20 protein-coding genes are annotated in these 24,565 nt (G+C 73.0%); 11 read left to right on the top strand and 9 right to left on the bottom strand.

Annotated elements, in window-relative coordinates; translation table 11 throughout:
• Window positions 1–9 precede the first annotated feature (9 nt).
• Entirely contained in the window at window positions 10–285 is a 276-nt protein-coding gene (locus H0H10_RS04065) for a hypothetical protein (protein ID WP_188179407.1), read from the top strand.
• Window positions 286–447: 162 nt separating this feature from the next.
• On the opposite strand, the gene H0H10_RS04060 is transcribed toward H0H10_RS04065, so the two are convergent.
• On the bottom strand, window positions 448–1,026 hold the full coding sequence (locus H0H10_RS04060) for a TetR/AcrR family transcriptional regulator (protein ID WP_188179406.1): 579 nt from the start codon (window positions 1,024–1,026) through the stop codon (window positions 448–450).
• A gap of 115 nt (window positions 1,027–1,141) precedes the next feature.
• Here H0H10_RS04060 and H0H10_RS04055 point away from each other — a divergent pair, with 115 nt between their 5' ends.
• Window positions 1,142–2,581: an FAD-dependent monooxygenase gene (locus H0H10_RS04055; RefSeq protein ID WP_188179405.1), complete on the top strand. Its 1,440-nt coding sequence runs from the start codon at window positions 1,142–1,144 to the stop codon at window positions 2,579–2,581.
• 8 nt (window positions 2,582–2,589) lie between these two features.
• On the opposite strand, the gene H0H10_RS04050 is transcribed toward H0H10_RS04055, so the two are convergent.
• Window positions 2,590–3,102, bottom strand: coding sequence for a MarR family winged helix-turn-helix transcriptional regulator (locus H0H10_RS04050; RefSeq protein ID WP_188179404.1), 513 nt, complete (start codon window positions 3,100–3,102; stop codon window positions 2,590–2,592).
• A gap of 146 nt (window positions 3,103–3,248) precedes the next feature.
• Between H0H10_RS04050 and H0H10_RS04045 the strand changes: the two genes are divergently transcribed.
• The 3 genes from H0H10_RS04045 to H0H10_RS04035 are packed head-to-tail and all read left to right on the top strand — an operon-like array spanning window position 3,249 to window position 6,103.
• Window positions 3,249–4,193: an EamA family transporter gene (locus H0H10_RS04045; RefSeq protein ID WP_188179403.1), complete on the top strand. Its 945-nt coding sequence runs from the start codon at window positions 3,249–3,251 to the stop codon at window positions 4,191–4,193.
• Between the two features lie 36 nt (window positions 4,194–4,229).
• On the top strand, window positions 4,230–5,156 hold the full coding sequence (locus H0H10_RS04040; protein ID WP_188179402.1) for a DMT family transporter: 927 nt from the start codon (window positions 4,230–4,232) through the stop codon (window positions 5,154–5,156).
• 29 nt (window positions 5,157–5,185) lie between these two features.
• Window positions 5,186–6,103 (top strand): LysR family transcriptional regulator, encoded by a 918-nt coding sequence (locus H0H10_RS04035; RefSeq protein WP_188179401.1) that lies wholly within the window; start codon window positions 5,186–5,188, stop codon window positions 6,101–6,103.
• A 343-nt stretch (window positions 6,104–6,446) separates the two neighbouring features.
• On the opposite strand, the gene pepN (H0H10_RS04030) is transcribed toward H0H10_RS04035, so the two are convergent.
• Window positions 6,447–9,020 (bottom strand): aminopeptidase N, encoded by a 2,574-nt coding sequence (gene pepN / locus H0H10_RS04030; protein ID WP_188179400.1) that lies wholly within the window; start codon window positions 9,018–9,020, stop codon window positions 6,447–6,449.
• A gap of 130 nt (window positions 9,021–9,150) precedes the next feature.
• Here pepN (H0H10_RS04030) and H0H10_RS04025 point away from each other — a divergent pair, with 130 nt between their 5' ends.
• Window positions 9,151–9,669: a DUF1203 domain-containing protein gene (locus tag H0H10_RS04025; protein ID WP_188179399.1), complete on the top strand. Its 519-nt coding sequence runs from the start codon at window positions 9,151–9,153 to the stop codon at window positions 9,667–9,669.
• Window positions 9,670–9,749: 80 nt separating this feature from the next.
• Here the strand turns inward: H0H10_RS04025 and H0H10_RS04020 are convergent, their stop codons facing one another.
• Window positions 9,750–10,769 carry an aspartate-semialdehyde dehydrogenase gene (locus H0H10_RS04020; protein WP_188179398.1) on the bottom strand — a complete coding sequence of 340 codons (1,020 nt, stop codon included), beginning with the start codon at window positions 10,767–10,769 and terminating at the stop codon, window positions 9,750–9,752.
• A gap of 130 nt (window positions 10,770–10,899) precedes the next feature.
• The gene (locus H0H10_RS40680; protein ID WP_188179397.1) at window positions 10,900–12,990 is read right to left on the bottom strand and encodes a TerD family protein; all 2,091 of its coding nucleotides are present in this window, start codon (window positions 12,988–12,990) and stop codon (window positions 10,900–10,902) included.
• A 140-nt stretch (window positions 12,991–13,130) separates the two neighbouring features.
• On the opposite strand from H0H10_RS40680, the gene H0H10_RS04010 reads away from it, so the two are divergent.
• Both H0H10_RS04010 and H0H10_RS04005 read left to right on the top strand, forming a co-directional pair.
• Window positions 13,131–13,667: an RNA polymerase sigma factor gene (locus H0H10_RS04010; protein WP_188179396.1), complete on the top strand. Its 537-nt coding sequence runs from the start codon at window positions 13,131–13,133 to the stop codon at window positions 13,665–13,667.
• A 1-nt stretch (window position 13,668) separates the two neighbouring features.
• On the top strand, window positions 13,669–14,400 hold the full coding sequence (locus tag H0H10_RS04005) for a hypothetical protein (protein ID WP_188179395.1): 732 nt from the start codon (window positions 13,669–13,671) through the stop codon (window positions 14,398–14,400).
• Window positions 14,401–14,467: 67 nt separating this feature from the next.
• Here H0H10_RS04005 and H0H10_RS04000 read toward each other — a convergent pair whose 3' ends face one another.
• The gene (locus tag H0H10_RS04000) at window positions 14,468–17,761 is read right to left on the bottom strand and encodes a S8 family serine peptidase (RefSeq protein ID WP_188179394.1); all 3,294 of its coding nucleotides are present in this window, start codon (window positions 17,759–17,761) and stop codon (window positions 14,468–14,470) included.
• Between the two features lie 252 nt (window positions 17,762–18,013).
• On the opposite strand from H0H10_RS04000, the gene H0H10_RS03995 reads away from it, so the two are divergent.
• Entirely contained in the window at window positions 18,014–18,454 is a 441-nt protein-coding gene (locus tag H0H10_RS03995) for an NUDIX hydrolase (protein ID WP_309141724.1), read from the top strand.
• A gap of 88 nt (window positions 18,455–18,542) precedes the next feature.
• Here H0H10_RS03995 and H0H10_RS03990 read toward each other — a convergent pair whose 3' ends face one another.
• Window positions 18,543–19,583, bottom strand: coding sequence for a hypothetical protein (locus H0H10_RS03990; protein ID WP_188179393.1), 1,041 nt, complete (start codon window positions 19,581–19,583; stop codon window positions 18,543–18,545).
• A 196-nt stretch (window positions 19,584–19,779) separates the two neighbouring features.
• The gene (gene pepN, locus H0H10_RS03985; RefSeq protein WP_188179392.1) at window positions 19,780–22,359 is read right to left on the bottom strand and encodes an aminopeptidase N; all 2,580 of its coding nucleotides are present in this window, start codon (window positions 22,357–22,359) and stop codon (window positions 19,780–19,782) included.
• A gap of 146 nt (window positions 22,360–22,505) precedes the next feature.
• Here pepN (H0H10_RS03985) and H0H10_RS03980 point away from each other — a divergent pair, with 146 nt between their 5' ends.
• The gene (locus tag H0H10_RS03980) at window positions 22,506–23,147 is read left to right on the top strand and encodes a DsbA family protein (protein ID WP_188179391.1); all 642 of its coding nucleotides are present in this window, start codon (window positions 22,506–22,508) and stop codon (window positions 23,145–23,147) included.
• A 15-nt stretch (window positions 23,148–23,162) separates the two neighbouring features.
• Here H0H10_RS03980 and H0H10_RS03975 read toward each other — a convergent pair whose 3' ends face one another.
• On the bottom strand, window positions 23,163–23,387 hold the full coding sequence (locus tag H0H10_RS03975) for a hypothetical protein (protein WP_188179390.1): 225 nt from the start codon (window positions 23,385–23,387) through the stop codon (window positions 23,163–23,165).
• 287 nt (window positions 23,388–23,674) lie between these two features.
• Here H0H10_RS03975 and H0H10_RS03970 point away from each other — a divergent pair, with 287 nt between their 5' ends.
• Entirely contained in the window at window positions 23,675–24,460 is a 786-nt protein-coding gene (locus tag H0H10_RS03970) for an SAM-dependent methyltransferase (RefSeq protein ID WP_188179389.1), read from the top strand.
• Window positions 24,461–24,565 lie beyond the last annotated feature (105 nt).

Here is a 24,565-nt window from a genome sequence, read left to right as displayed (position 1 = left end):
TTTGGCACCGTGGACAAGAAGAACGCCCTGCGCGCCGGCGCCCTGGCAGCCGGTACGACGCTGATGATGCTGCTCATGTCGTCCCCCGCGCTCGCGCTGACCCGCGACGACGGTGACGACCCCGGCACGGGCTTGAGCGTCATCGAGACGCTGGGCCTCTACGTCCTGGCCCCGATCGCGCTGTTCGTGGTCATCGCGGCCCTGGTCATGGTGCTGGACAGGTCCAAGGCGGAGCACCGCGTGACCACCCGCAACATCAAGACCAAGGCCGACGCGAAGGCCTGACGGCCCCAAGCGCCTGCACCGAGGGCGCCGGTCCCGTCGCACGTACGCACCAGCCGTACGTACGACGGGACCGGCGCCCTCGTGGCGTTCCGGGGCTTCGGGGCCTTCGGGGCCTTCGGGGCCTTCGGGGCCTTCGGGGGCTCGGGGGCTTCCGGGGCGGGCTCAGGGGTGGGCCGACGACAGGTACACCTGCACCGTGGGCCCCAGCCACGCCACGATCTCCTCGCGGTCCAGCTCCACGGCCGACGGGAACCGCAGCACGTACCGGGTGAGCGCCAGCCCCAGCAGCTGCGACGCGACGAGCGCGGCCCGGGCGGGTGCCCCCTCGGGGTCCGGGCACACCTGCCGTGCGACCGGCAGCACCTGGTCGCGGAAGATGCCCTGCATGCGCTCGGCCCCGGCCGGGTTCGTGGCGCCGACCCGGAGCAGGGCGGTGAGCACCTCGTTCTCCTCCCACATGGCGAGGAAGTGCGTCACCAGGGCGCGACCGACGGCCTCGCGCGGCACCTGGGACAGGTCAGGCAGCTCCAGGTCCACGGAGACGGCCGCGGCGAAGAGTCCCTCCTTGCTGACGTAGTACCGCATGACCATGGACGGGTCGATGTTCGCGTCCCTGGCGATGGCGCGGATCGTGGCCCGCTCGTATCCCTCGGTGGCGAAACGCTCGCGGGCGGCGTCGAGGATCGCGGCGCGGGTGGCGTCCGAACGCCGGGAGGCGGGGACGGGTTTGCTGGTCGGCATGGTGACGAGCATAGGCCAACAATTGTTTGCCAACACGCGTTGACTTCCTCGCTCGGCGGTGGCACGTTGGTCGTAGAGCGAGCAGCGTCCGTTCGCACCTCACAGGAGGCCCCAGATGAACGGCACCCCCCGTCCCGTCCTCGTCGTGGGCTCCGGCCCCACCGGCCTCCTGCTGGCCGGTGACCTCGCCGCCGCGGGCATCCCCGTCACCCTCGTCGAGAAGCGCCCGCACCGGATCAGCAACCTCTCCCGCGCCTTCGTCCTGCACGCCCGCAGCCTCGAACAGCTCGACGCCCGCGGCCTCGCCGAGGAACTGGAGGCCGTCGGCCGGCCCCTGGACCGGATCGGCCTCTTCGGCCGGCTCGTCATGGACCTGGACGCCCTCCCCTCCCGCTTCAACCACCTCCTCGTCCTGCCGCAGTACGAGGTGGAGCAGGTGCTGGAGCGGCGTGCGGTGAAGGCCGGGGTGGAGTTCCGGCACGAGACGGAGGTGACCGGGCTCGCGCAGGACGCGGACGGCGTCACCGTCGAGGTCCGCGGCCCCGACGGGGAGCGGGGGACGCTGCGGGCGGCGTACGTCGTCGGCGCCGACGGGATGCGCAGCATCGTGCGCCGGGCGATCGGGCTGCCCTTCCCGGGCCGCTCGGTCATCCGTTCCGTCGTCCTCGCCGACGTACGGCTCGCCCAGCAGCCGGAGACGCTGCTCACGGCCAACGCCGTCGGTGACGCCTTCGCCTTCCTCGCACCCTTCGGCGACGGCTACCACCGGGTGATCGGCTGGCACCGCGGCCGCAACGTCCCCGACAGCGAGCCCGTCGAACTGGACGAGATCAAGGAGATCGCCCGCCTCGCCCTGGGCCGCGACTACGGGATGCACGACGCCCGCTGGATGTCCCGCTTCCACAGCGACGAACGGCAGGCACCCGCCTACCGGGTGGGCCGGGTCTTCCTCGCGGGCGACGCGGCGCACGTGCACTCCCCGGCCGGCGGGCAGGGCATGAACACCGGCCTCCAGGACGCCGCCAACCTGAGCTGGAAGCTGGCGGCCGTGCTGCACGGCCACGCCGCCCCCGCGCTGCTGGACACCTACCAGGCCGAACGCCACCCCGTGGGCAGGACCGTGCTGCGCAGCAGCGGCGCCATCGTGCGCCTCGCCATGGCCAAGCGCCCCTGGACGCTGGCCCTGCGCGCGGCCCTCACCACGGTCCTCGACCGCGTGCCCGCCGCCCGCCGCCGCGTCACCGGCCAGGTCACCGGCATCGGCTACCGCTACCCGGCCCCCAGGGGCGCCCACCGTCTGACCGGCACCCGGGTCCCGGACGTCGCCCTGGCCGGCGGGCGGCTGCACGAGGCGATGCGCGGCGGACGGTTCGTGCTGATCACCCCGCGGCCGTACGAGGGCGGCGCCGGACGCGAGGACCGGCTGGCCGTGGAGCGCTGGGCGAGCGGACGCCGTACGACCGTGCTGGTGCGGCCCGACGGGTACGTGGCCTGGGCGGCGGACGACGCGGACGGGCGGGCGATCGAGGCGGCGGTCGCCGCGCACGTGGGCTGAGCGGACGGCTACCGCTCGGTGGCCGACAGCAGTTCCCGCAGCAGGCCGGCCAGCTGGCCGGCCTGCTCGTCGTTCAGGGCGGCCGACAGGGCCTCCGTCTGGACGGCGAGACCGGCGCCGACGGCCTCGTCGATCAGCTCCAGCCCCTTGTCGGTGAGCGTGACCTGAAGGCCCCGGCGGTCGTGCGGGTCGGGGGAGCGGCGCAGCAGCCCGGCCCGCTCCAGCTTGTCGAGGCGTCCCGTCATGCCGCCGGTGGTGAGCATCAGCGTGGCCGAGAGCTGCCGGGGGGAGAGCGTGTAGGGCTCGCCGGAGCGGCGCAGGGTGGCCAGCACGTCGAACTCCCCCCGGGAGATGCCAAAGCGCGTGTACGCCTTCTCCATCCGGTCGCCCATCGCGCGCGAGAGCCGGTAGATGCGGCCGAAGACCTCCATGGCGGCCGTGTCCAGGTCGGGCCGCACCGCCGCCCACTGGTCGATGATCGCGTCGACGGGGTCCCTGTGCTGCTCGGGGCGTTCAGTCATGGGACGAGTATCGGAGGGTCTTCGGTCGTCCGCAAGAAAGTTGCTCGGAAGTAGGTTGCTTGAAATTAGGTTGATTGAAAGTAGCTTGACGAGAAGCAGCTTAGCGCTAATCTACTTTCCACTCAGCTACTTGAAGGGTGCCTTCCATGGCCGCCAGCCGTCCCGCCCTCATCGCCCTGACCGCCCTCGCTCCCGTCTCCTGGGGCACGACCTACGCCGTCACCACCGAACTCCTGCCGCCCGACCGCCCCCTGTTCACCGGCCTGATGCGTGCCCTGCCCGCCGGACTGCTGCTGCTCGGCCTCGCCCGGGTGCTGCCGCGCGGCGCCTGGTGGTGGAAGGCGGCGGTGCTCGGCGCGCTGAACATCGGGGCGTTCTTCCCGCTGCTGTTCCTGTCCGCGTACCGGCTGCCCGGCGGCATGGCCGCCGTCGTCGGCTCGGTCGGGCCGCTGCTGGTCGTCGGGCTGTCGGCGCTGCTGCTGGGGCAGCGGCCCACCCTCCGCTCCGTCCTCACCGGCCTCGTCGCCGCCTTCGGCGTCAGCCTGGTCGTGCTGCGGGCGGCCGGCGCGCTGGACGCGCTCGGCGTGCTGGCCGCGCTCGCCTCCACCGCGTCCATGTCCACCGGCACCGTGCTCACCAAGCGGTGGGGACGCCCCGAGGGGGTCGGCCCGCTGGCCCTCACCGGCTGGCAGCTGACGGCCGGCGGCCTGCTCATCGCCCCGCTCGCCCTGCTCGTCGAGGGCGCCCCGCCCGCCCTGGACGGCCCGGCGGTCTCCGGCTATCTGTACCTGGCGCTGGCGAACACGGCGGTCGCCTACTGGCTCTGGTTCCGCGGCATCGGCCGGCTCTCCGCCACGCAGGTCACCTTCCTCGGCCCGCTCTCGCCGCTGACCGCCGCCGTCGTCGGATGGGCGGCGCTCGGCGAGGCGCTGACACCGGTCCAGGTGGCGGGCATGGCGCTGGCGTTCGGGGCGACGGCCGCGGGCCAGCTCGCACCGCGCACGACGGGACGCGGCAGACCGTTCAGAAGTGCTGAAAGGAATGGTCGAAAAGATTCGATGGACGTGACGGTTACCGCGCTGCGACGGTAGGTCCACCGCGACCGCCGCCCCAGCGAAAGGACCTCTGTGGCCGTAGCCGACCGCCGGACGACCGCCTCCACCGCACCCACCGCATCCGTCCCGAAGGCGACGACGCCCGTCGCCCTCGGGATCGGCCTGGCCGCGCTCGCCACCCTCGTCTGGTCGGGCAGCTTCGTCACCTCCCGCGCCCTGGGGGACAGCGTGCCGCCCGTCCAGCACGCCTTCTGGCGCTGGGTGGTGGCGCTGGTGGCCGTCGCCCCGTTCGGCGCCCGGCAGGCCTGGCGGCAGCGGGCGCTGCTCCGCCGGCACCTCGGTTTCGTCCTGCTCGCCTCCCTGCTCGGCGTCGCCACCTACAACACCCTCGTCAACCAGGCCGGCGTCACCACCCCCGCCGCCAACATGGGCATGATCATGGCGGCCTCGCCGGTGCTGATGGCGGTGTTCGAACGAGCGGGCGGCGTACGGCTGGGCGCCCGCCGCGTCACCGGGCTCCTGACCGCCTGCGCGGGCGTGCTGCTGCTCGTCGGAGGCGGGGCGTCGTTCACCACCGGCGACCTGTGGATGATCGCCGCCGCCTGCTGTTTCGGCTCCTACAGCGCGCTGCTGCGCCGCCGGCCCGCCGCCCTCGACGGCACCGCCTTCCTCTTCGCCACCTTCCTGACCGGCACCGTCATGCTGCTGCCCGCCCAGGGCGTCAGCCTCGCGGTCCAGGGCGGTTTCGCCCTGACGCCCGGGACGGTCCTGCCCCTCCTCTACGTCGGCGTCGCCTCCTCGGCCCTCGCGTTCTTCGCCTGGAACAAGGCGATCGCCCTGATCGGCCCGACCCGCGCGGGCATCGTCTACTACCTCCAGCCCGTGTGCGTGGCCCTGCTGTCCTGGGTGCTGCTGGCCGAGCCGACCGGCTGGGCGCAGGCGGGCTGCATGGCGCTGATCCTCGGCGGCGTCATGCTCGGTGCGGGGGCGCGCCGGTGAGGAGCGCGGGCCGCCGATAGGTTGCGGCCATGGCCGACTGGGACATCCGCAAGCTGCAGATCCTGCGCACGCTGCGGGAACGGGGGACGGTGACCGCGACGGCCGAGGCGCTGCGCATGACGCCCTCGGCGGTGTCCCAGCAGCTGACCAACCTCTCCAGGCAGCTCGGCGTCCCCCTGCTCCAGGCGCAGGGCCGCCGGGTCCGGCTGACGGACGCGGCCCGTCTGGTGCTGCGGCACGCCGAGGCCGTCTTCGAGCAGCTGGAGCGGGCGGACGCCGAACTGGCCGCCTACGTGCACGGGGAGGCCGGCGAGGTACGGGTCGGCGCCTTCGCGACCGCGGTGCCCGCCCTCGTCGTACCGGCCGTGACCGCGCTGCGGGTGAGCCACCCAGGGGTGTCGGTGCGGGTACGGGAGGCAGAGGCGCAGGAGGCGTACGAGCTGCTGGCGGCGGGGGAGGTGGACCTCGCCCTGTCCCTGGCGGCGCAGGCGCCGACCGCGGCGGACCCGCGCTTCACGCGGGTGCCGCTGCTCGCCGACCCGCTGGACGTCGCCCTGCCCCGCGACCACCCGCTGGCCGGCGCGGACCGGCTGCGGCTGGCCGACCTGGCCGCCGAGCAGTGGATCTTCGGCGGCAGCGGGCCCTGGTCCGACATCACGCGGGCGGCGTGCGAGGCGGCCGGGTTCCGGCCCCACCAGGGGCATGCGGCGGCCGGCTGGACGGCGATCCTCGCGATGGTGGAGGCCGGCATGGGCGTCGCCCTGGTGCCCCGCATGGCGGCCGTCCGCCGGGAGGGCGTGGTGATGCGGGAACTCGCGGCGGACCGCCCCGTCCGCCACGTGGTCGCGGCCGTCCGCACGGGCGCCGCCGAGGCCCCCGCGGTAGCCCGCGTCCTGACCACCCTCCGCACAACCGCGGACACCGCCCTGGCGTCCCCCGGGCGGTGAGGGCTCTGCCGGAGGACTTGGGCCAGGCCCGGGGACGATACCCCTGGAACACGGGACGCGGTGCGGCCCGGAGGCTCCAGTCGCGGAAGTGAGCGCTCGGTGCGGCGGGCCCCGGTGTCGTGGGCCGGGGCGACCCCCTGGAACTCGGGACGCGATACGGCCCGGAGGCTCCAGTTGGCGGAAGTGAGCACTGGGTGCGGCGGGCCCCCGGTGTCGTGGGCCGGGGCCACATCCTTGGCGCACGGGACGCGGTGCGGCCCGGAGGCTCCAGTCGCGGAAGTGAGCGCTCGGCTCAGGCGGGGCGCCCGGTGTCGTGTCGGGCGCCCCGCCTGCGGTGCCGGTCCTAGCGGGAGGCCGCCGCGTCGGCCGCCTGGGCCTTCAGGGCGCGCTCCACGCCCGAGCGGGACTCCGAGACCAGGCGCCGCAGGGCCGCGTTCGGCTCGGCGGACGACAGCCAGGCGTCCGTCTTCTCCAGCGTCTCCCGGGTCACCTGGACCGCCGGGTACAGGCCGACGGCGATCTGCTGGGCCATCTCGTGCGAGCGGGACTCCCAGACGCCCTTGACGGCGTCGAAGTACCGGTCGGTGTACGGCGCCAGCAGCTCCCGCTGGTCGCTCTGCACGAAGCCGGCGATGACCGCCTCCTGCACGGCGTTCGGCAGCTTGTCGGACTCCACGACCGACGCCCACGCCTCCGCCTTGGCCTCCGGGGTCGGGCGGGCCGCCCGCGCCGTCGCGGCGTGACGCTCGCCCGCCGCCGTCCTGTCCCGCTCGTACTCGGCCGCGATCTCGGTCTCGTCGAACCGGCCCACGGCCGCGAGCCGCTCCACGAACGCCCAGCGCAGCTCGGTGTCGACGGCCAGCCCCTCGATGGTCTCGGAGCCGTCCAGCAGGCCCTCCAGGAGGTCCAGCTGCTCCGGCGTCCTGGCCGTCGCGGCGAACGCCCGCGCCCAGGCCAGCTGGTGGTCGCCGCCCGCCTCGGCGGCGCGCAGGTGGGCCAGCGTGGCCTCCGTCCAGCGGGTGAGCAGCGCCTCGCGGGCGGCCGGGTCGGCGTAACTGTCGATCGCCAGCTTCACCTGCCGGTGCAGCGACTGCACCACGCCGATGTCGGACTCCTTGCCGACGCCGGACAGGACCAGGGAGAGGTAGTCGCGGGTCGCGAGTTCCGCGTCCCGGGTCATGTCCCACGCCGACGCCCAGCACAGGGCGCGGGGCAGGGACTCCTGGAAGTCGCCGAGGTGCTCGGTGACGACGGCGAGCGACTGCTCGTCCAGGCGGACCTTGGCGTAGGACAGGTCGTCGTCGTTGAGCAGCACCACCGCCGGGCGGCGCCTGCCGGCCAGCTCGGGCACGGCCGTCAGCTCGCCGTCGACGTCCAGCTCGACCCGGTCGCCGCGCACCAGCCTGCCGTCGGCGTCGAGGTCGTAGAAGCCGACCGCGATGCGGTGCGGGCGCAGCGTGGGCTCGCCCTTGGCGCCCTCCGGGAGGGCCGGGGCCTCCTGGCGGACGGCGAAGGACGTGATGGTGCCCTCCGCGTCCGTCTCGATCTCCGGGCGCAGGATGTTGATGCCGGCCGTCTCCAGCCACGCCTTCGACCAGCTCTTCAGGTCGCGGCCGGAGGTCTCCTCCAGGGCGCCCAGCAGGTCGGTCAGCCGGGTGTTGCCGAACGCGTGCCGCTTGAAGTACGCCTGCACGCCCCGGAAGAACTCGTCCTCGCCGACGTAGGCCACCAGCTGCTTGAGCACGGAGGCGCCCTTGGCGTACGTGATGCCGTCGAAGTTGACGAGCACGTCGTCCAGGTCGCGGATGTCGGCCATGATCGGGTGCGTGGACGGCAGCTGGTCCTGCCGGTACGCCCAGGTCTTCATGGAGTTGGCGAACGTCGTCCACGAGTGCGGCCACTTCGAGCCGGGCGCGTCGGCCTGGCAGGCGGCCTCGGCGAAGGTGGCGAACGACTCGTTCAGCCACAGGTCGTTCCACCACTCCATGGTGACCAGGTCGCCGAACCACATGTGGGCCAGCTCGTGCAGGATCGTGGCGGCCCGCACCTCGTACGCCGCGTCCGTCACCTTCGAGCGGAAGACGTACTGGTCGCGGATGGTGACCGCGCCCGCGTTCTCCATCGCGCCCGCGTTGAACTCCGGCACGAAGAGCTGGTCGTACTTCTCGAACGGGTACGCGTAGTCGAACTTCTCCTGGAACCAGTCGAAGCCCTGCCGGGTCACCTCGAAGATGGCGTCCGAGTCCAGGTGCTCGGCGAGCGACGGACGGCAGTAGATGCCGAGCGGAACCGACCGGCCGTCCTTCTCGTACACACTGTGCACCGAGTGGTACGGGCCGACGATCAGGGCCGTGACATACGTCGAGATCCGCGGCGTCGGCGCGAAGACCCAGACGTTGTCCTTGGGCTCGGGCGTGGGCGAGTTGGAGATGACGGTCCAGCCCTCGGGCGCCTTCACGGTGAACTGGAAGGTCGCCTTCAGATCCGGCTGCTCGAAGCTCGCGAACACCCGGCGGGCGTCGGGCACCTCGAACTGCGTGTAGAGATAGGCCTGGTCGTCGACCGGGTCGACGAACCGGTGCAGACCCTCACCGGTGTTCGTGTACGCGCAGTCGGCGACGACCCGCAGGACGTTGCGGCCCGCCAGCAGGCCCGGCAGCGCGATCCGGGAGTCCTTGAAGACCTCGGCGGGGTCGAGGGCGTCCCCGTTGAGCGTCACCTCGTGGACCGCCGGGGCCACGAGGTCGATGAAGGACTCGGCCCCGTTCTCCGCGACGTCGAAGCGGACCGTCGTCACGGACCGGTAGGTCCCGCCCTCCTGCGCGCCGGAGAGGTCGAGATCGATCTCGTACGAGTCAACGGTGAGCAGCTTCGCCCGCTGCTGCGCCTCTTCGCGAGTCAGGTTTGTGCCAGGCACGCGGTCATCTCCTAGTGCGGTCTGCGTTCTACGCTCGTGACGTTCGCCGTCATCCTTCCACGCGGGGGACACGAGCGCGATGTCCGTTTTCCGCCGGTGAAGCACCCGGGCGCCGGGCCAGCCTGGAGCCATGACCAGGTACACCGCACGGCCCATCGACGCCGCCGCACTCAAGGAACTGCGCACCACCGACGACGCGGGCATGCCCTGTGCCCCGTACGACGCCACCGGCGACGACGCCGGCTCGCCGCTGCGCTGCTGTCTGCGCCCGATCCGCGAGGGCGAGCGCATCGCCCTCGTCTCGTACGCGCCGCTGCGTCGCTGGGCCGCGTCGGCGGGCGCCCGCCCCGGGGCGTACGACGAACAGGGCCCGGTCTTCATCCACGCCGACGACTGCGGCGGCCCCACGGACGGCGACCCGGACCGCTACCCCTTCGACCGCCCCGGCGCCCTGCGCACCGTGCGCCGCTACGACGGCCGCGGCCGGATCACCGGCGGCCGCCTCCTGGAACTCCCGGCGGAGCCCACCACCGCCTTCGACGCGGCCTTCGACGAGGCGTTCGGCGACCCCGACGTGGCGCTCGTGCACGTCAGGGCGGTGGAGTACGGGTGCCTGCACTTCGAGGTGCGGCGGCCGCCGGCCCCCTGACGGCGCCCGCGAAGGCCCGCACCCCCGAGAAGAAGCAGGGGCGGCCACCAACGGGTGACCGCCCCGCGAACCCGGCAGGACTACTTCGCCCCGAGCTCCGCCGCCACCAGCTCCGCGATCTGCACCGCGTTCAGCGCGGCGCCCTTGCGGAGGTTGTCGTTGGAGACGAACAGGGCGAGGCCGTTGTCGACGGTCTCGTCCTTGCGGATACGGCCGACGTACGACGGGTCCTGGCCGGCCGCCTGGAGCGGGGTCGGGACGTCGGCGAGGGCGACACCCGGGGCACCGCCCAGCAGCTCCTTGGCGCGCTCCACGCTGATCGGACGGGCGAAACGGGCGTTGACCTGGAGGGAGTGGCCGGTGAAGACGGGCACGCGCACGCAGGTGCCGGAGACCTTCAGCCCGGGGATCTCCAGGATCTTGCGGGACTCGTGGCGGAGCTTCTGCTCCTCGTCGGTCTCGTTCAGGCCGTCGTCGACGATCGAGCCGGCCAGCGGCAGCACGTTGTACGCGATCGGAGCGACGTACTTGTGCGGCTCGGGGAACTGCGCCGCCGAACCGTCGTGGGTGAGCTTCGGGGCGTCCTCGCCGACCTTCTTGACCTGCTCGAACAGCTCGTCGACACCGGCGAGGCCCGAGCCGGACACCGCCTGGTAGGTGGCGACGACCAGGGCTTCGAGGCCCGCCTCGGCGTGCAGCGGCCGCAGCACCGGCATCGCGGCCATCGTGGTGCAGTTCGGGTTGGCGATGATGCCCTTGGGGCGGCTCGCGATCGCGTGCGGGTTCACCTCGGAGACCACCAGCGGCACGTCGGGGTCCCGCCGCCAGGCCGAGGAGTTGTCGATCACGACCGCGCCCTGGGAGGCGACCTTTTCGGCCAGCGCCTTGGAGGTGGCGCCGCCCGCGGAGAACAGCACGATGTCCAGGCCGGAGTAGTCGGCGGTCGCCGCGTCCTCCACCGTCACGCCGTCCAGGTCCTTGCCCGCGGAACGGGCCGAGGCGAACAGGCGCAGCTCGGTGACCGGGAAGTCGCGCTCCGTGAGAATCCTGCGCATGACCGTGCCGACCTGACCGGTGGCTCCGACGATTCCGACCCTCACGGTGACTTCCTCTCGTGACGTGCGTGTGCCGGCCTGCGTGGCCGGGGCTTTTCCATGATGCGTCTCTCCCATGGCCACGTGTCCAATCCTTTGCCCGTGTACTGGGACACGAAAGGGGTGGTGACAGGGCTCACGCCCGGGGCTCCAGGGTCCAGCGGCCGGACGTCCGGATCTGCAGATATCCGCTCGGAACGCGCTGCAGACCGGAAGCCGTACTGATCCGGCGTACCGGTTCCAGGCGTTCGTCCAGTTCCCACAGCACCGGAAGGTCGAGCTGGCCGCGCGGTTCGTGCCGGAGCATGACCTCGGCCTCCGGCCCGGTGTGACGTACGACTCCATAGCCCTGTCCCTCGACCGGGTGCGGTCCGAGGACCGGCACGCCGGCCAGGTCGGCCGGGTCGAGCCGCCAGCCGGTCTCGTCGGCGGTGGAGACCAGGACGTAGCAGTAGCCCGCCGGCGAGACCCACACCGGGCCGGTGATCGGGCGCCGCCGGACGGTGTCGGCGGAGATCTTCACCTGGCCGTCGGCCTGGAGGGTGTGGGTGGCCAGCCCGTTCTCGTCGGAGGTGGTGCGGCGCAGGCCCAGCAGGGCGGGCGGGCCGTCGTAGCGGAAGACGGTGCTGCCGCGTCCCTCGGCGGGGCCGGCGAGCGGCGGGGCCTGTTCGATGGGCAGCAGGCGCAGGCTCCAGTCGCCCACGTCCTCCAGCTTCAGCCGCGCCTGTGCCTCGCCCTTGCGGAACACGACGGTCCGGCCGTGCCGCCCGTGCCGGGAGCCCTGGAGGAACTCCTCCTCGTCGTCGTACTCGTCGAGCAGCAGCACCCGGTGGCCGAAGAGCCCCTCGCCCCCGTTGAAGGCGTACTCCAGCAGCGCCGGCCGTCCGGGCGCCGGGTTGACCAGCGTGACGGTCTTCCCGCCGCGGCCGGTATAGGCGCCCGTGGCCTGCGCGGTGGCCTCGTCCGGCACGGTCAGGGGGCGGGCGGTGAGCTGCCAGGGGCCGTCGGCCTCCAGGAGCACCAGGAGCGGGCCGTCGGGGAGCGGCACCGTCTGCCGCAGCCGGTCGGTGTCGTTGACCAGCAGGTCGCGGTCGTCGAGGTCGTGCAGCCGGGCCGCTTCCAGGGTCCACAGGCCGAAGTAGCCGCCGCCGTCCTCGTCGCCGGCGAAGTCCACGTCCAGGTCGGCCACGGGCCCGGTGTAGGCGACGACCTCGGGGCCGTAGCCCTGGAGGGGCCCGGTGCCCAGGCGGCGGAGCACCGAGAGGGGCTGGACGAGCACCGTCCAGTCCTCGTCCGCCTCCACCCGCAGCCGCAGGGGGCGGTCCTGCGACGGCTGGACCAGGATCCGGCCGCGGAAGTCGCGCAGGGTGGAATTGAACAGCAGGTCGCCGTCCTTGTTGCGGCGGTTGAGGGTGTGCAGCCCGAAGTAGCCGTCGCCCTGGTGCCAGGCCTCGACGACGACCGGTCCCGGCGGCAGGGGGACGTCCACGGAGACCACGCCGTTGCCGTGGCCGCGCTGGGTGTACGGGTGGAACTCGGGGCCGAAGGAGTGGGGCGCGGCGTCCGCCGGCGGGGCGGCGGGGGCCGCGACCGGTGCGGCGACCGGTGCCGGGGCGGGTGCGGGAGCCGCCATCGGTGCGGCCACCGGAGCCGGTGGGGCCGCCGGGGGTGCCGGAGCGGGTGGGGCGGCCGGGGGTGCCGGTTCCGCCACGGCTATCCCGAAGTCCGTCGCCAGCCCCGCCAGGCCCGAGGCGTATCCCTGCCCCACCGCCCGGAACTTCCACTCGCCGTTCCTGCGGTAGAACTCCCCGAGCACGAACGCCGTCTCGCTCGTCGCGTCGCTCACCGCGTAGTGCGCCACCACCGCGCCCTCGGGCGTCAGGGCCTGCACGTACAGCCCGGGTACCTGGCCGAACACCCCGCCGTCGCACGACCCGGCGATCAGCACCCGCTGGACGGCGGGCTCCACCCGCGGCAGGTCCACCTCCAGCCACTCGGCCACCTGACCGCCCCCGTCGGCCGTCCCCGCGTGCCGTACGGCACCCGAGGGATGCGCGGGCTGGTTGTAGAAGACGAGGTCGGCGTCGCCGCGGACCTTGCCGGCGGCGTCGAGCAGCAGTGCGGAGGCGTCCACGGCCGGTGCTCCCGGAACGTTCTGCCGGCAGACCGCGACCCGCAGGGGCGCTGCCGGGACAGGGGTGTTCGCGCCCTTGGTGATGTGCGTCATGAGGCACATGGTGACAGTGAAGGAGCTGTGAAGTCGATGGAGGGGAGAAGTGGAGGTCAAGGGTCCGGAAGATCGTTCCCGGTCCGGGTGAACGTTTCCGCCCGGACCGGCGTCATAGGGGAAACGCGGCGAGGAGAGGGGTGGCTGTGCTGCGCAGAAAGGCCCGCCGCGGCCAGGGGGACGCCGTACTCGACGACCCGCTGGACGCGGACCAGGAACGCCGGGTGCGGGCGGTGCTCGCGCTGGGCGGCGTGCCGCAGGCGGACCTGCCGGACGGGGTGCAGCAGGTCCGCCTGCGGCTGCTGGAGCGGGCGGCGAGCGGACGGGAGGCGCCGCGCGACGTCTCGGCGTGGGCGGCGGTCGTCGCCTCCAACCTCGCCATGGACTGGCACCGGGCCCGGCGCCGCCAGGACCGGCTCGGCGAACGGCTCGCCGCGCTGCGCCAGTCGGACCACCCCTCCGGCGAGGACACCAGCCTGCTCTCCCTCGCCGTCGCCCGGGGCCTGGACGAACTCCCCGACGCCCAGCGGCAGGTCCTCGTCCTGCGCTTCTACGCCGACCTGCCGGTGCGCGGCATCGCCGAGGAGCTGGGCATCCCGGAAGGAACGGTCAAGAGCAGGCTGCACACGGCGGTACGGGCGCTCAGGGCCCGGCTGCACGAGGACGAGGTGGTGTGACATGGCCGCCGGACACCCCGGTGGGGACGACGCGCTGATGGCCGCGATCACGGGCGAGCCGCTGCCGCCCGAGGCCCGCGCGGACGCCGCCCTCCTGGCCGAGCACCGGTCGGCCGCCGCCGACGTGGCGCTGCTGCGGGAGCAGCTGGGGATCATCGGACGGACGCTGGGCGCCTCGCCCCCCGAACAGGAACCCGCGGCACCCGTGCTCCCCGCACCGGTGCGGCCTCCCCGGCGCCGTCCCCTCGTCCTCGCCTTCCGCGCCCTCGCGGTGGCCTGCGCCGGTGCGGTGGTGACCGGCCTCGGGTGGCTGGTGGTGCAGGGCGGCGGCATCGGCGGCGCGGGGGCGGACAGCGCGGCGTCGGGCGCCAAGCAGCAGGACTCCGCCGAGTCCCGTCCCGGCTTCGGCGGCCCCCTGGACCTCGCCTGCGCCCGTCTGGTGGCCGAGGGTACGGTGACCGGCGTCGAGCCGGGGCCCGGGGCGGCCGGGCAGCGGGTCACCGTGCACCTGACCCGTTCCTACAAGCCCGCGCAGCCGGAGACGGACGAGATCACCTTCGTCCAGGACGAGGACACCGCCGTCCCGCTCGGCCCGGGCGACCGCACGCTCGTCAGCATCCCCCGGCACGCGGCGGCCCCGGACGCCGTGTTCGTCGGCGAGGACGTCATCGCCCCCGTCCGCGCCCGGATCACCGCCTCCCTCCCCGAGTCCCGCACCCTGACCTGCGACTGACCGGCCGGGAGCACGGAAAAGGGCGGGCGCCCCGCAAGGCGCCCGCCCCCGCCCGTGCCGCACCGGACTACGGCACGACCTTCCCGATCCGGACGCTGCCGACGCCCGCGACCGTGCCGCGCGCGTTCACCAGCTGGACCTGGCCGAAGAACTCGCGGCCCTCGGGAGCGGCGGCCAGCGCGGTGACGCTGCCGGAGACCGTCGCCGACGCACCCGTGCCGAGCTTCACCGGCGCCGCGTCCACGCTGACCGAGCCGAGGGAGGCGGCGAAGAACACGTCCCGGTAGTCGTACTCCGTGGTGCCGGACGGCACCGCGTAGCCCACGACCTCGACGGTGTACGTACCGGCGGCCGGCTTCGCCACGGAGACCGACTCCTCCGAGTCGCCGTCGGCGGACTGCCCGACGACGTCGCCGTTCTTGTCGTAGACCGTCAGGTCCAGGTCGGCGGCCGCGTCGGAGACGCCCCCGATGGCGACGTCCAGCGCCGTCGCGCCCTCGGGCACCTCGACCGTGGAGGTCCGCTTCTCACCCTGCTTGATCGACGGGCGCGACGTCTCGGCCGAGCCGAGCGGGCCGCCGGTCAGCTTGCCGTCGAGGGCGGCGAACTCGTTGGTCACCTTCCAGGAGGCGGTGGCCGGGGTGCCGGCCTTGGCCTCGGGCACGGTCACGACCTCGGGGTCGAAGGCCGCGCCGAGCACGGTGACGTCCAGCTCGTAGGGGTTGTCCAGCAGAGGCGAGGTGCGCCGCGACTCGACCTCGATCTCCCAGACGCCGGGCTGCGGGTCGGCGTACGCGCGCACGTCGGGCCGGCAGCCGTTGCCGTCGAGGTAGTTGTTGTAGCAGTACGGCGTGGAGGTGTTGTCGACCGGGACGCCGTAGGGGTGGATGGCGATGAACCGGGTCTGGCTCTTGCTCTTGAGCCCGCCGATCGCCACCTCCAGCGTCTTCGCGCCCTCGGGAACGGTCACGAAGTACGACTCGGTGCTGTTGCGCTGCACCGAGTCCTTCGCGGAGAAGGAGTACTCCAGCGGCGCGGAGACCACGACCGTCGACAGGATCTGCTTGTCGACGCCCTCGGTGCGCGGGTCGTCGACTTCCAGGATCGCGCTCTTCAGGCCGGCGGAACGCGGCGCGGCCTGGACCTTGACGGTGACCGGCTTGTTCAGCGGCAGGCTCACCTCGTCCGGGCCGACGATCCGGAAGGTGCCGTCGGCGTTGTTCTCGAAGTCCAGCTCGTGCCGGACCGGCCTGTCGGCGCCGGACGTACGGGTGATCGTGATGTCGTACGTCTTCTTCTGCCCGGCCTTCAGGCCGCCCTCGCGGTCGTAGAGGCCGGTGCCCTTGCCCGGGGTCTTCAGGAACTGGTCGATCGCGGTGTCGACGGGTGCCTGGACCGTGTAGTCGTGGGCGGTGGCACCGTCCCGGATCGCCTCCCAGGCGTCCACCACGTCGATCAGGCCCGCGCCCTCCTCGTACGCCTGCACACCCTTGATGTGGTCGGCGGTGGAGGTCAGGGCCGTGCGCAGCTTGGCCGGGGTGAGGTCGATGCCCCGCTGCTTCGCGGCGGACAGCAGCAGCGCGGAGGCGCCCGCGGCCTGCGGGGACGCCATCGAGGTGCCCTGGAGCATGCCGTAGCCGGCCGGCAGGTCGTAGCCCGCCTCGGTGACCGGGGCGCCGGGCAGCCAGGTCTGGATGGTGTTGATCGCGGCGCCGGGCGCGGTCAGCGTCGGCGTGAACCCGCCGTCCTCACGCGGACCGCGCGAGGAGAACGGCATCATCGCGTACTTCTTCTCCACCACGGAGCCGTAGTTGGCGGCCCAGGTCTCCCGGGAGATGGACGCGCCGACCGAGATGACCTTGTCGGCCAGGGACGGGTCGCCGATGGTGTTGGCGCCGGGTCCGGAGTTGCCGGCGGAGATCACCAGCTGGACGCCGTAGGTGTCGATGAGCCGCGTGTACAGCTCGGCGCGCGCGTTGTTGCCGTCGTTGAGCGCCGGCAGACCGCCGATCGACATGTTGACGATGTCGACGCCGCGGTTGACGACGAGGTCGATCATGCCCTCGGTGAGCGCGACGTTGGTGCAGCCGCCGCTCCAGGTGCAGGCGCGGGAGGAGACCAGTTTGGCGCCGGGGGCCGCGCCGTTCATCCTGCCGCCGAACAGGCCGTTGGCGGCGGTGATGCCGGCGACGTGCGAGCCGTGCGAGCCCTCGATGACGCCGATGTTGACGAAGTCGGCCTTGGCGCCGGAGGAGTTGTAGACGACGTCCTTGCGGATCTCGACCACGAACGGCTGGCGCTCGGCGACGTCGGTGGACGGGTCGTCGGTGCCGAACCAGCCGATCTGGAAGCCGTCCTTGTACGGCTTCATCGGGGTGTCGTCGCCGAAGTCGTGGTTGCCGTTCAGGTCGACGCGGACCGTGCCGGCCGCCGCGTCGTAGAGGACGCCCCAGGAGTCGGTGGTGTCGCCGTCCCGGTTGGCGTCGCCCGCGGCGTCGCCGCCGGTGGTGTACGACTCCAGGAAGGTGCTGACCCGGTAGGAGCCCGCCGGGGCCTTCCAGGTCTCGCCGCCGTAGGTGAAGGTGGGCCCGGAGACGCCGGTCAGCATCGGGCGCCAGGTCCGGTCGCCGTCGACGACCGGGTCGGTCGCGGTCACCCAGTCGACGATCTTGCGCTCGCCGGTGGTGGTCTTCTGCAGCGCCGGGTGCGCGAGGTCCACGCCCGAGTCGAGGATGCCGATGGTGATGCCGCGGCCGTCCGCCTTCGGGTTCTGCTGCACGAAGTCGACGGCGCCCGTCTCGAAGGACGGGTTGTACGGGTTCTCGGCGGGGGTCCTCCGGTTCGGCGCCGCGTAGCCGGACGAGCCCTGGTGCGCGGCGCCCTTCGCCCTGTCCGCGCCCGGTGTCGGGTCGTCCAGCGGTATCTCCTCGCGCAGGTCGATGCCGTGCACGGAGGAGAGCTTCGCGGCGGCGGCGATGGCCGCGTCCGCCTTCGAGGTCGGGACGGTGGCGCGGACGTAGCCGAGCTTGTCGTAGGTCCGGCCCACGGTGCCGCCCTGGACCGCGTCCAGTTGCTTCGCGACCTGCTCGGTCCCGCCGGGCGCGGTCGCGATCATCATCGTGACGTTCTTCTCGCCGTCGGCCTTGGCCTCGGCGAGCAGGTCCGCGTCGTCGGAACCGAGCTTGTCGTGGGCGGACTTGACGGCGGAGCCGGCCGGCGGTGCGGCCTGGGGGTCGTCGGCGGCGAGGGCCAGGGGTACGGGCCCGACCGCGCAGAGCGCGGCGACGAGACCCGCGGCCACGGCAATGCGGGCCGCGCGTCTCGCGCCCGGTATCGGGTCGCGCTGGGGGGTGTGGGTCATCGGCATCCCTTGTAGGTAAAGGAACGAGCGTCAGCGACCGGGGCCGATCGGTCCTGGTCGAGGAAGTCCGGAATGCGATCCCGGACGACCGCTCAGCTTTACTCAAGAGATCGATGTTTGGGGAGGGTTGACCGGGACGGAATGGAGCCATGGCGTACTTCCGCCACATGCCAAGGGGGACGTACCGGGCACCTCATGACATTCCCGCGGGCCCCAGCGCAATCTCCGCCGCGGCCGGGTTAACGTCCCGGCGTGCGCCGGAAATTGAGGGTGGCGGCCTACGCCATATGCGTCCGCGACGGACGGATACTGCTCGCCCGGTCACCGGGGCCCGGCGGGGTGCCGGAGTGGGTGCTGCCGGGCGGCGGCATGGAGCACGGGGAGGATCCCCACGACACGGTGGTGCGGGAGGTGGCGGAGGAGACCGGGTACCGCGTCGAGGTCACCGGCCTGCTCGGCGTCGACTCGCTCCGCACGACGCGCCCCGGACGCTTCGGGCGGCCGGTGGACCACCACGGGGTGCGGATCCTCTACGAGGCGCGGGTCACCGGCGGCGAACTGCGTTACGAGGTCGGCGGATCCACGGACCTGGCGGCCTGGCAGGACCTGACCGCCGTGTCCGGCCTGACCCGGGTGCCGCTGGTGGACGCCGGGCTGCGGCTGTGGCGCGAACGGCCGCCCGCCGGACGGTGAGCGGGGGAGCTCCCCGGACGACACGAGGAGGGGCCGCCGGCGCGCCGGCGGCCCCTCCTCTCCCCTCCTGGTGCTTCCCGGTCCGTCACTACCGGGGCAGCACCACGACATACGCGGCGGGTTCCCGGTCGCCCGCCGCCATCAGCGCCGTACGGACCACCGCCGCCTGCTGCTCCGCGCTGTCGCGCAGCTTGCGGGGCGTCAGGTGCACGACCGTGATGCCCAGTCGTTCCAAGTGCTCGCGCTTGCGCGCGTATTCCGACCACAGTGCGTCGTCCTCCTGCCGGTGGGCGCGGGTGTCCAGCTCCAGGGCCACCGCCTGCTCGGGCCAGTAGGCGTCCACGCCGCCGAGATGGGGACCGCCGGGCAGGCGCAGGTCCACGTTCCAGACCGGGTCCGGCAGACCGTGCTCGCGCACCATCCGGTACAGCCGCTCCTCCGTCATCGCCCGGCCCTCGGCCAGCAGCGAGTCCACCGCGTCCACCACGTGCGGACGGCTCAGCAGCCGGGCCCGGGTCAGCTCCCGCACCACCGCGGCCGGCTCGCAGTGCCCGCCGCGCACCGCCTCCGTCAGCAGCCGGCGCACGGCGCCCGCGTCCGTCAGCGCCGCCACCGCGTCGGCCAGCGCCCGGGCCACCGGTGCCACGGGTACGCCGGTGACCTGCACCGGCGTGGGCAGCGCGAGGGTGCGGACGATCCGCGCGCAGCCCGTCGAGCGCAGCCGGCGCAGCCGGGGGACCAGGACGTCGATGGCCTCCAGGGAAGGCAGCGGGGGCGCGGCGGAGAAGCCGTGCAGGGTCAGCGCGGCCAGGCCCGTGATCACGGCCTCCGTACCGCCGGGTCCGGGTGGCTGCCCGTCACCGCCCGGCTGGACCGGGACGCCGGCGGCCCGTTCCCGTGCCGCGTACAGCAGCACCCCGTGCAGCCGCTCCTCGCTGGTCGGCGGCCCGGGGTGGAGCAGGACGACGCCGGGGAGAAGCTGCTGCCAGGGCCCGCCGGGCCGGCACTGTTCTTCGGTCTCGGTGGCGGAGACGCCGTGCGCCCGCAGCTGGGCGGTCGTCAGCAGGCGGCGGCCGCCGTGGGCCAGGTGGTGCAGGGGGCGCGGGGAGAGCGGGGTGTTGTGGGTCATGTCCCGGGACTTCCCGCCCCCGGGCCACCCCTTAACCGCTGTTACACGTCCGTCGACGAATACGGACAAGACCGCCCTAAAGGACGGGTGTTCGGATGCCGAAAACCCCTGGTCCGGCCGGTGCGGGCCAGGGGTTACGGCCGCAGGGCAATCATCTTGTAACGATGACGGAGCGCCCAAGCGTTGGCCAGGGGTATTAGCCGGCCGCCGCCGTGTCGCACGCCTGTCCGCGCAGCGCCCGCGCCAGGTCGTCCCGCGCCTCCAGCACCAGCCGGCGCAGGGCGGGTGCCGCCCCCTCGTGCGCGGACAGCCACGCGTCCGTCGCCTCCAGCGTGGCCGGCGAGTCCTGGAGCGCCGGGAACAGGCCCCGGACCACGTCCATGCCGATCTGGATGGACCGCTCGGTCCACACCCGCTCGATCGCCGCGAAGTACTTCTGCGCGTACGGCGCGAGCAGCTCCCGCTGCGAGGACTGCGAGAAGCCTGCGATCGTCGCCTCCACCAGGGCGTTCGACAGCGCGTCGGACTCCACCACCTGGGCCCAGGCCTGCGCCTTCACCGCCGCCGACGGACGGGCGGCCAGGCAGCGCACCTGGTGGCGCTTGCCGGAGGCCGTGTCGTCACGGGCCAGCTCGGCGGCGAGGACGCCCTCGTCGGCGACGCCGTGCGCGGCGAGCGGCTCCAGGAACGCCCAGCGCAGCTCCTGGTCCACCTCCAGCCCGTCGATCTTCTCGGTGCCCTCCAGCAGGCCCCGCAGCAGCCGCAGATCGCCCTCGTCGGAGGCCACCGAGGCGAAGAAGCGCGCCCACGCCAGCTGGTGCTCGCTGCCCGGCCCGGCGTCCCGCAGCTCCCGCAGCGCCCCCTCGGAGAGCAGCCGGCCGCCGGTCTCCCGCCAGGCCGGCGCCGCGTAGTGCACCAGCGCCGAGTTCGCCCAGGCGTGCAGCATCTGCAGGACGCCGATGTCCGACTCGCGCCCGGCGAACCGCAGCACCAGGCCGACGAAGTCCCGGGCCGGGAGCAGCGCGTCCCGGGTCATGTTCCACAGCGCCGACCAGCACAGGGCGCGGGCCAGCGGGTCGGTCAGCGCGCCCAGGTGCTCCTTGAGCGTCGCCAGCGAGGTCTCGTCGAAGCGGGTCTTGCAGTACGTCAGGTCGTCGTCGTTGACGAGGACCAGCTCGGGCGCCTCGGCGCCGGCGAGGCCGGCGGCCACGGTCCGGGGCCCGTCGACGTCCAGCTCCTCGGAGGCGTAGCGCTCCAGCGCGCCGCCCCCGGTGCGCCGGTACAGGCCCACCCGCACCCGGTGCGGGCGCAGTTCGGGGTGGGACTCCGCCGCCTCCTGCACGACGGCCAGCTCGTCGATCCGCCCCTCGGCGTCCAGCAGCACCTGCGGGGTGAGGGAGTTGACGCCCGCCGTCTGCAGCCAGGACCGCGCCCAGGCGGCCATGTCGCGTCCGCTGGTCTCCTCCAGCACCGACAGCAGGTCACCGAGGCGGGTGTTGCCGTACGCGTGCCGCTTGAAGTAGCGCCGGGCGCCCTCCAGGAAGGCGTCCTGACCGGCGTAGGCCACGAGCTGCTTGAGCACGGAGGCGCCCTTGGCGTAGGTGATGCCGTCGAAGTTGAGCTTGGCGTCCTGAAGGTCGCGGATGTCGGCCGTGATCGGGTGGGTGGACGGCAGCTGGTCGGCGCGGTACGCCCAGGCCTTGCGGCGGTTGGCGAAGGTGATCCAGCCGTCGGTGAAGCGGGTGGCGCCGACCAGCGAGAAGGCGCCCATGAAGTCGGCGAAGGACTCCTTCAGCCACAGGTCGTCCCACCACTCCATGGTGACCAGGTCGCCGAACCACATGTGCGCCATCTCGTGCAGGATCACGTTGGCGCGGCCCTCGTACGACGCCTGCGTCACCTTCCCGCGGAAGATGTACTCCTCGCGGAAGGTCACCAGGCCCGGGTTCTCCATCGCGCCGAGGTTGTACTCCGGCACGAACGCCTGGTCGTACTTGCCGAAGGGGTACGGGTAGTCGAAGTGGTCGTGGAAGAAGTCCAGGCCCTGCTTGGTGACCAGGAAGACGTCGTCGGCGTCGAAGTGCGGCGCCAGTCCCTTGCGGCACAGGGCGCCGAGGGGGATCTCCAGCCGGGTGCCGTCCTCGAACACGCGCTCGTAGGAGTCCGTCACGTAGTGGTACGGCCCCGCCACCACGCACGTGATGTACGTGGAGATCGGCTTCGTCTCCGCGAACCGCCACACCCCGTCGGTGCGCTCGCCGGCGCCGTTGCTCCACACCGTCCACTCCTGCGGCGCCCGCACCTCGAAGCGGAAGGGGGCCTTGAGGTCCGGCTGCTCGAAGTTCGCGAACACCCGGCGGGAGTCGGCCGGCTCGTACTGGGTGTACAGGTACACCTCGCCGTCCTCGGGGTCGACGAAGCGGTGCAGGCCCTCGCCGGTGCGGGAGTAGGCGCACTGCGCGTCGACGACCAGCTCGTTGTCGGCGGCCAGGTCCTCCAGGACGATCCGGGAGCCGTCGAAGACCTCGCTCGGGTCGAGGTCGCGGCCGTTGAGGGACACGGCGGTCACGCTCGGTGCGATCAGGTCGGCGAAGCTGGTCGCGCCGGGCTCGTTGCAGCGGAAGCGGATCGTGGTGACGGAACGGAAGGTGCGCGGGCCCTCCCCCTCCTCGCCGCCGATGGCCGAGCGCACGTCGAGGGACACCTCGTACCCGTCGACGGACAGCAGGGCGGCCCGCTCCCGGGCCTCGTCGCGGGACAGATTCTCACCGGGCACGGGCGGCACTCCCTCGGATGTGTTCACGATGCGGACAGCACCGATCCTGCCATGCGCCCCTGACGCGCCGCAGCCGGGAATGGCCGGGTCAAAGCCCGTGTTCACGTGGTGAAACGGATCGCTGAGCACGCTGCACGAGGAGAAACATGTCGGACAAGACTCCCGTCGACTTCTGGTTCGACCCGCTGTGCCCGTGGGCCTGGATGACCTCCCGCTGGGTGCTGGAAGTGGAGAAGGTGCGGGACATCGAGGTCCGCTGGCACATCATGAGCCTGGCGGTGCTCAACGAGGACAAGCTGGACCAGCTGGACGAGGACTACCGAGAGCTGCTGTCGACCGAGGCGTGGAAGCCCGTGCGCGTGGTGACCGCGGCCTGGCAGAAGCACGGCGACGAGGTCCTCGGCCCCCTCTACACGGCGCTCGGCACCCGCGTCCACAACAACGCGCAGGAGACCCGCGAGGCCCTGGCCGGCGCGCTGGCCGACGTGGGGCTGCCCGCCGACCTGATCGACTACGCCGACCAGGAGGACTTCGAGTTCGACGCCGAGCTGCGCGCCTCCCACAAGGAGGGCATCGACAAGGTCGGCCAGGAGGTCGGCACCCCGATCATCGCCGTCCCCGGCACCGACGGCGAGCAGATCGCCTTCTTCGGCCCGGTCGTCACCCCCGCGCCCAAGGGCGAGGAGGCGGCCAGGCTCTGGGACGGCACGATCGCCGTCGCCTCCGTCCCCGGCTTCTACGAGATCAAGCGCACCCGCACCAAGGAACCGGACTTCAGCAACCTGTAGACCCGGCTTCCTCCCTCACTCCGCGGCGGCGGCCCGCTTCCGGAAGACCTCCGGCAGCAGGCCGCCGTCGCGCTGTTTGTCCCAGCGCTGGAACCGCAGGCAGCCGGCCACGTCGCAGCGCCAGTAGTCGTGCACGTACCTGATCTCGAGGATCTCCCTCACGGCCGCCTTCTCGGCGTCGTCGAGCGGGCGGAACTCCTGCATACCGCCGCAGGTGGGACAGGCCAGGCTCTTCCTCATCGGCTCCTCCGCGTGATCGCCGCCGGGCCGGGACGGCCGCCGTCCACCGGGCCGCGCCGGGAACGGCAGTACAGCGCGCCGCCACGCGCCGCGCCAGAGGCCGGGCCCGGGGCAGTGACGCCCGCCCGGCGCGCAAAGCGGTCACGCGCGCCGTCGGACGCGCCTCGCGCACCGGCCAACATCCCGCCCCCGGCCGTCACTTGGGCCCCGAGCGCGCGTTCGGATCCGCGGCGCCGTACGCTCGCCCACGACGACCTCGGCGGCGTACCCACCCTGACGGAGACCCCATGACGGAGATCGACACCTCTGTGCCGCACTCGGCCCGGATCTGGAACTACTGGCTGGGCGGCAAGGACAACTACCCCGTGGACGAGGCGGCCGGCGACGCCTACACCGCGGTCTTCCCGGGCATTGTCACGATCGCCCGCAGCAGCCGCGCCTTCCTCGGCCGCAGCATCCGCCACCTGGTGCTGGAGGCGGGGGTGCGGCAGTTCCTGGACGTCGGCACCGGGCTGCCCACCGTGGACAACACCCACGAGGTCGCGCAGCGGTACGCCCCCGACGCCCGGATCGTCTACGTCGACAACGACCCCCTGGTCCTCGCCCACGCCCGCGCGCTGCTCACCTCCAGCCCCGAGGGGGCGACCTCCTACGAGGACATGAGCCTCTTCGAGCCCGAGCGCATCCTCGAAGCCGCCGGCAAGACCCTCGACCTCACCCGGCCCACCGCCCTGATCCTCAGCGGCATCCTGGGCCACGTGGCCGACCACGACCAGGCCCGCGACCTGGTGCGCCGCCTGATGGCCGGCCTGCCCTCCGGCAGCTACCTGTCCGTCAACGACGGATCGCGGGGCACCGACCCCGACTACGAGCAGGCGCAGGACGGCTACAACGAGACCGGCGCCGTCCCGTACTTCCTGCGCCCCGTCGAGCAGATCGCGGCCTACTTCGACGGCCTCGAACTGGTCGAGCCCGGCGTGGTGTCCGTCCCGCTGTGGCGCCCGGACCCCACTGCGGACGGTACGGCCCCCCGGCCGATCGGCCAGCACGGCGGCCTGGCCCGCAAGCCCTGACCGCCGGCCACCGCCCACGACGGGAAGCCCCCGCGAGTCACGTCCTCGCGGGGGCCTCCCTCCTACCGCCTGCCGCCGTGAAGGGTGAGAAGACGATCACGAGGC

This window comes from Streptomyces griseicoloratus, from assembly GCF_014534645.1.
Lineage (GTDB): Bacteria > Actinomycetota > Actinomycetes > Streptomycetales > Streptomycetaceae > Streptomyces > Streptomyces griseicoloratus.
Note: the sequence above shows the minus strand (reverse complement) of the source record. Positions and strands in the feature narration are given on the sequence as shown.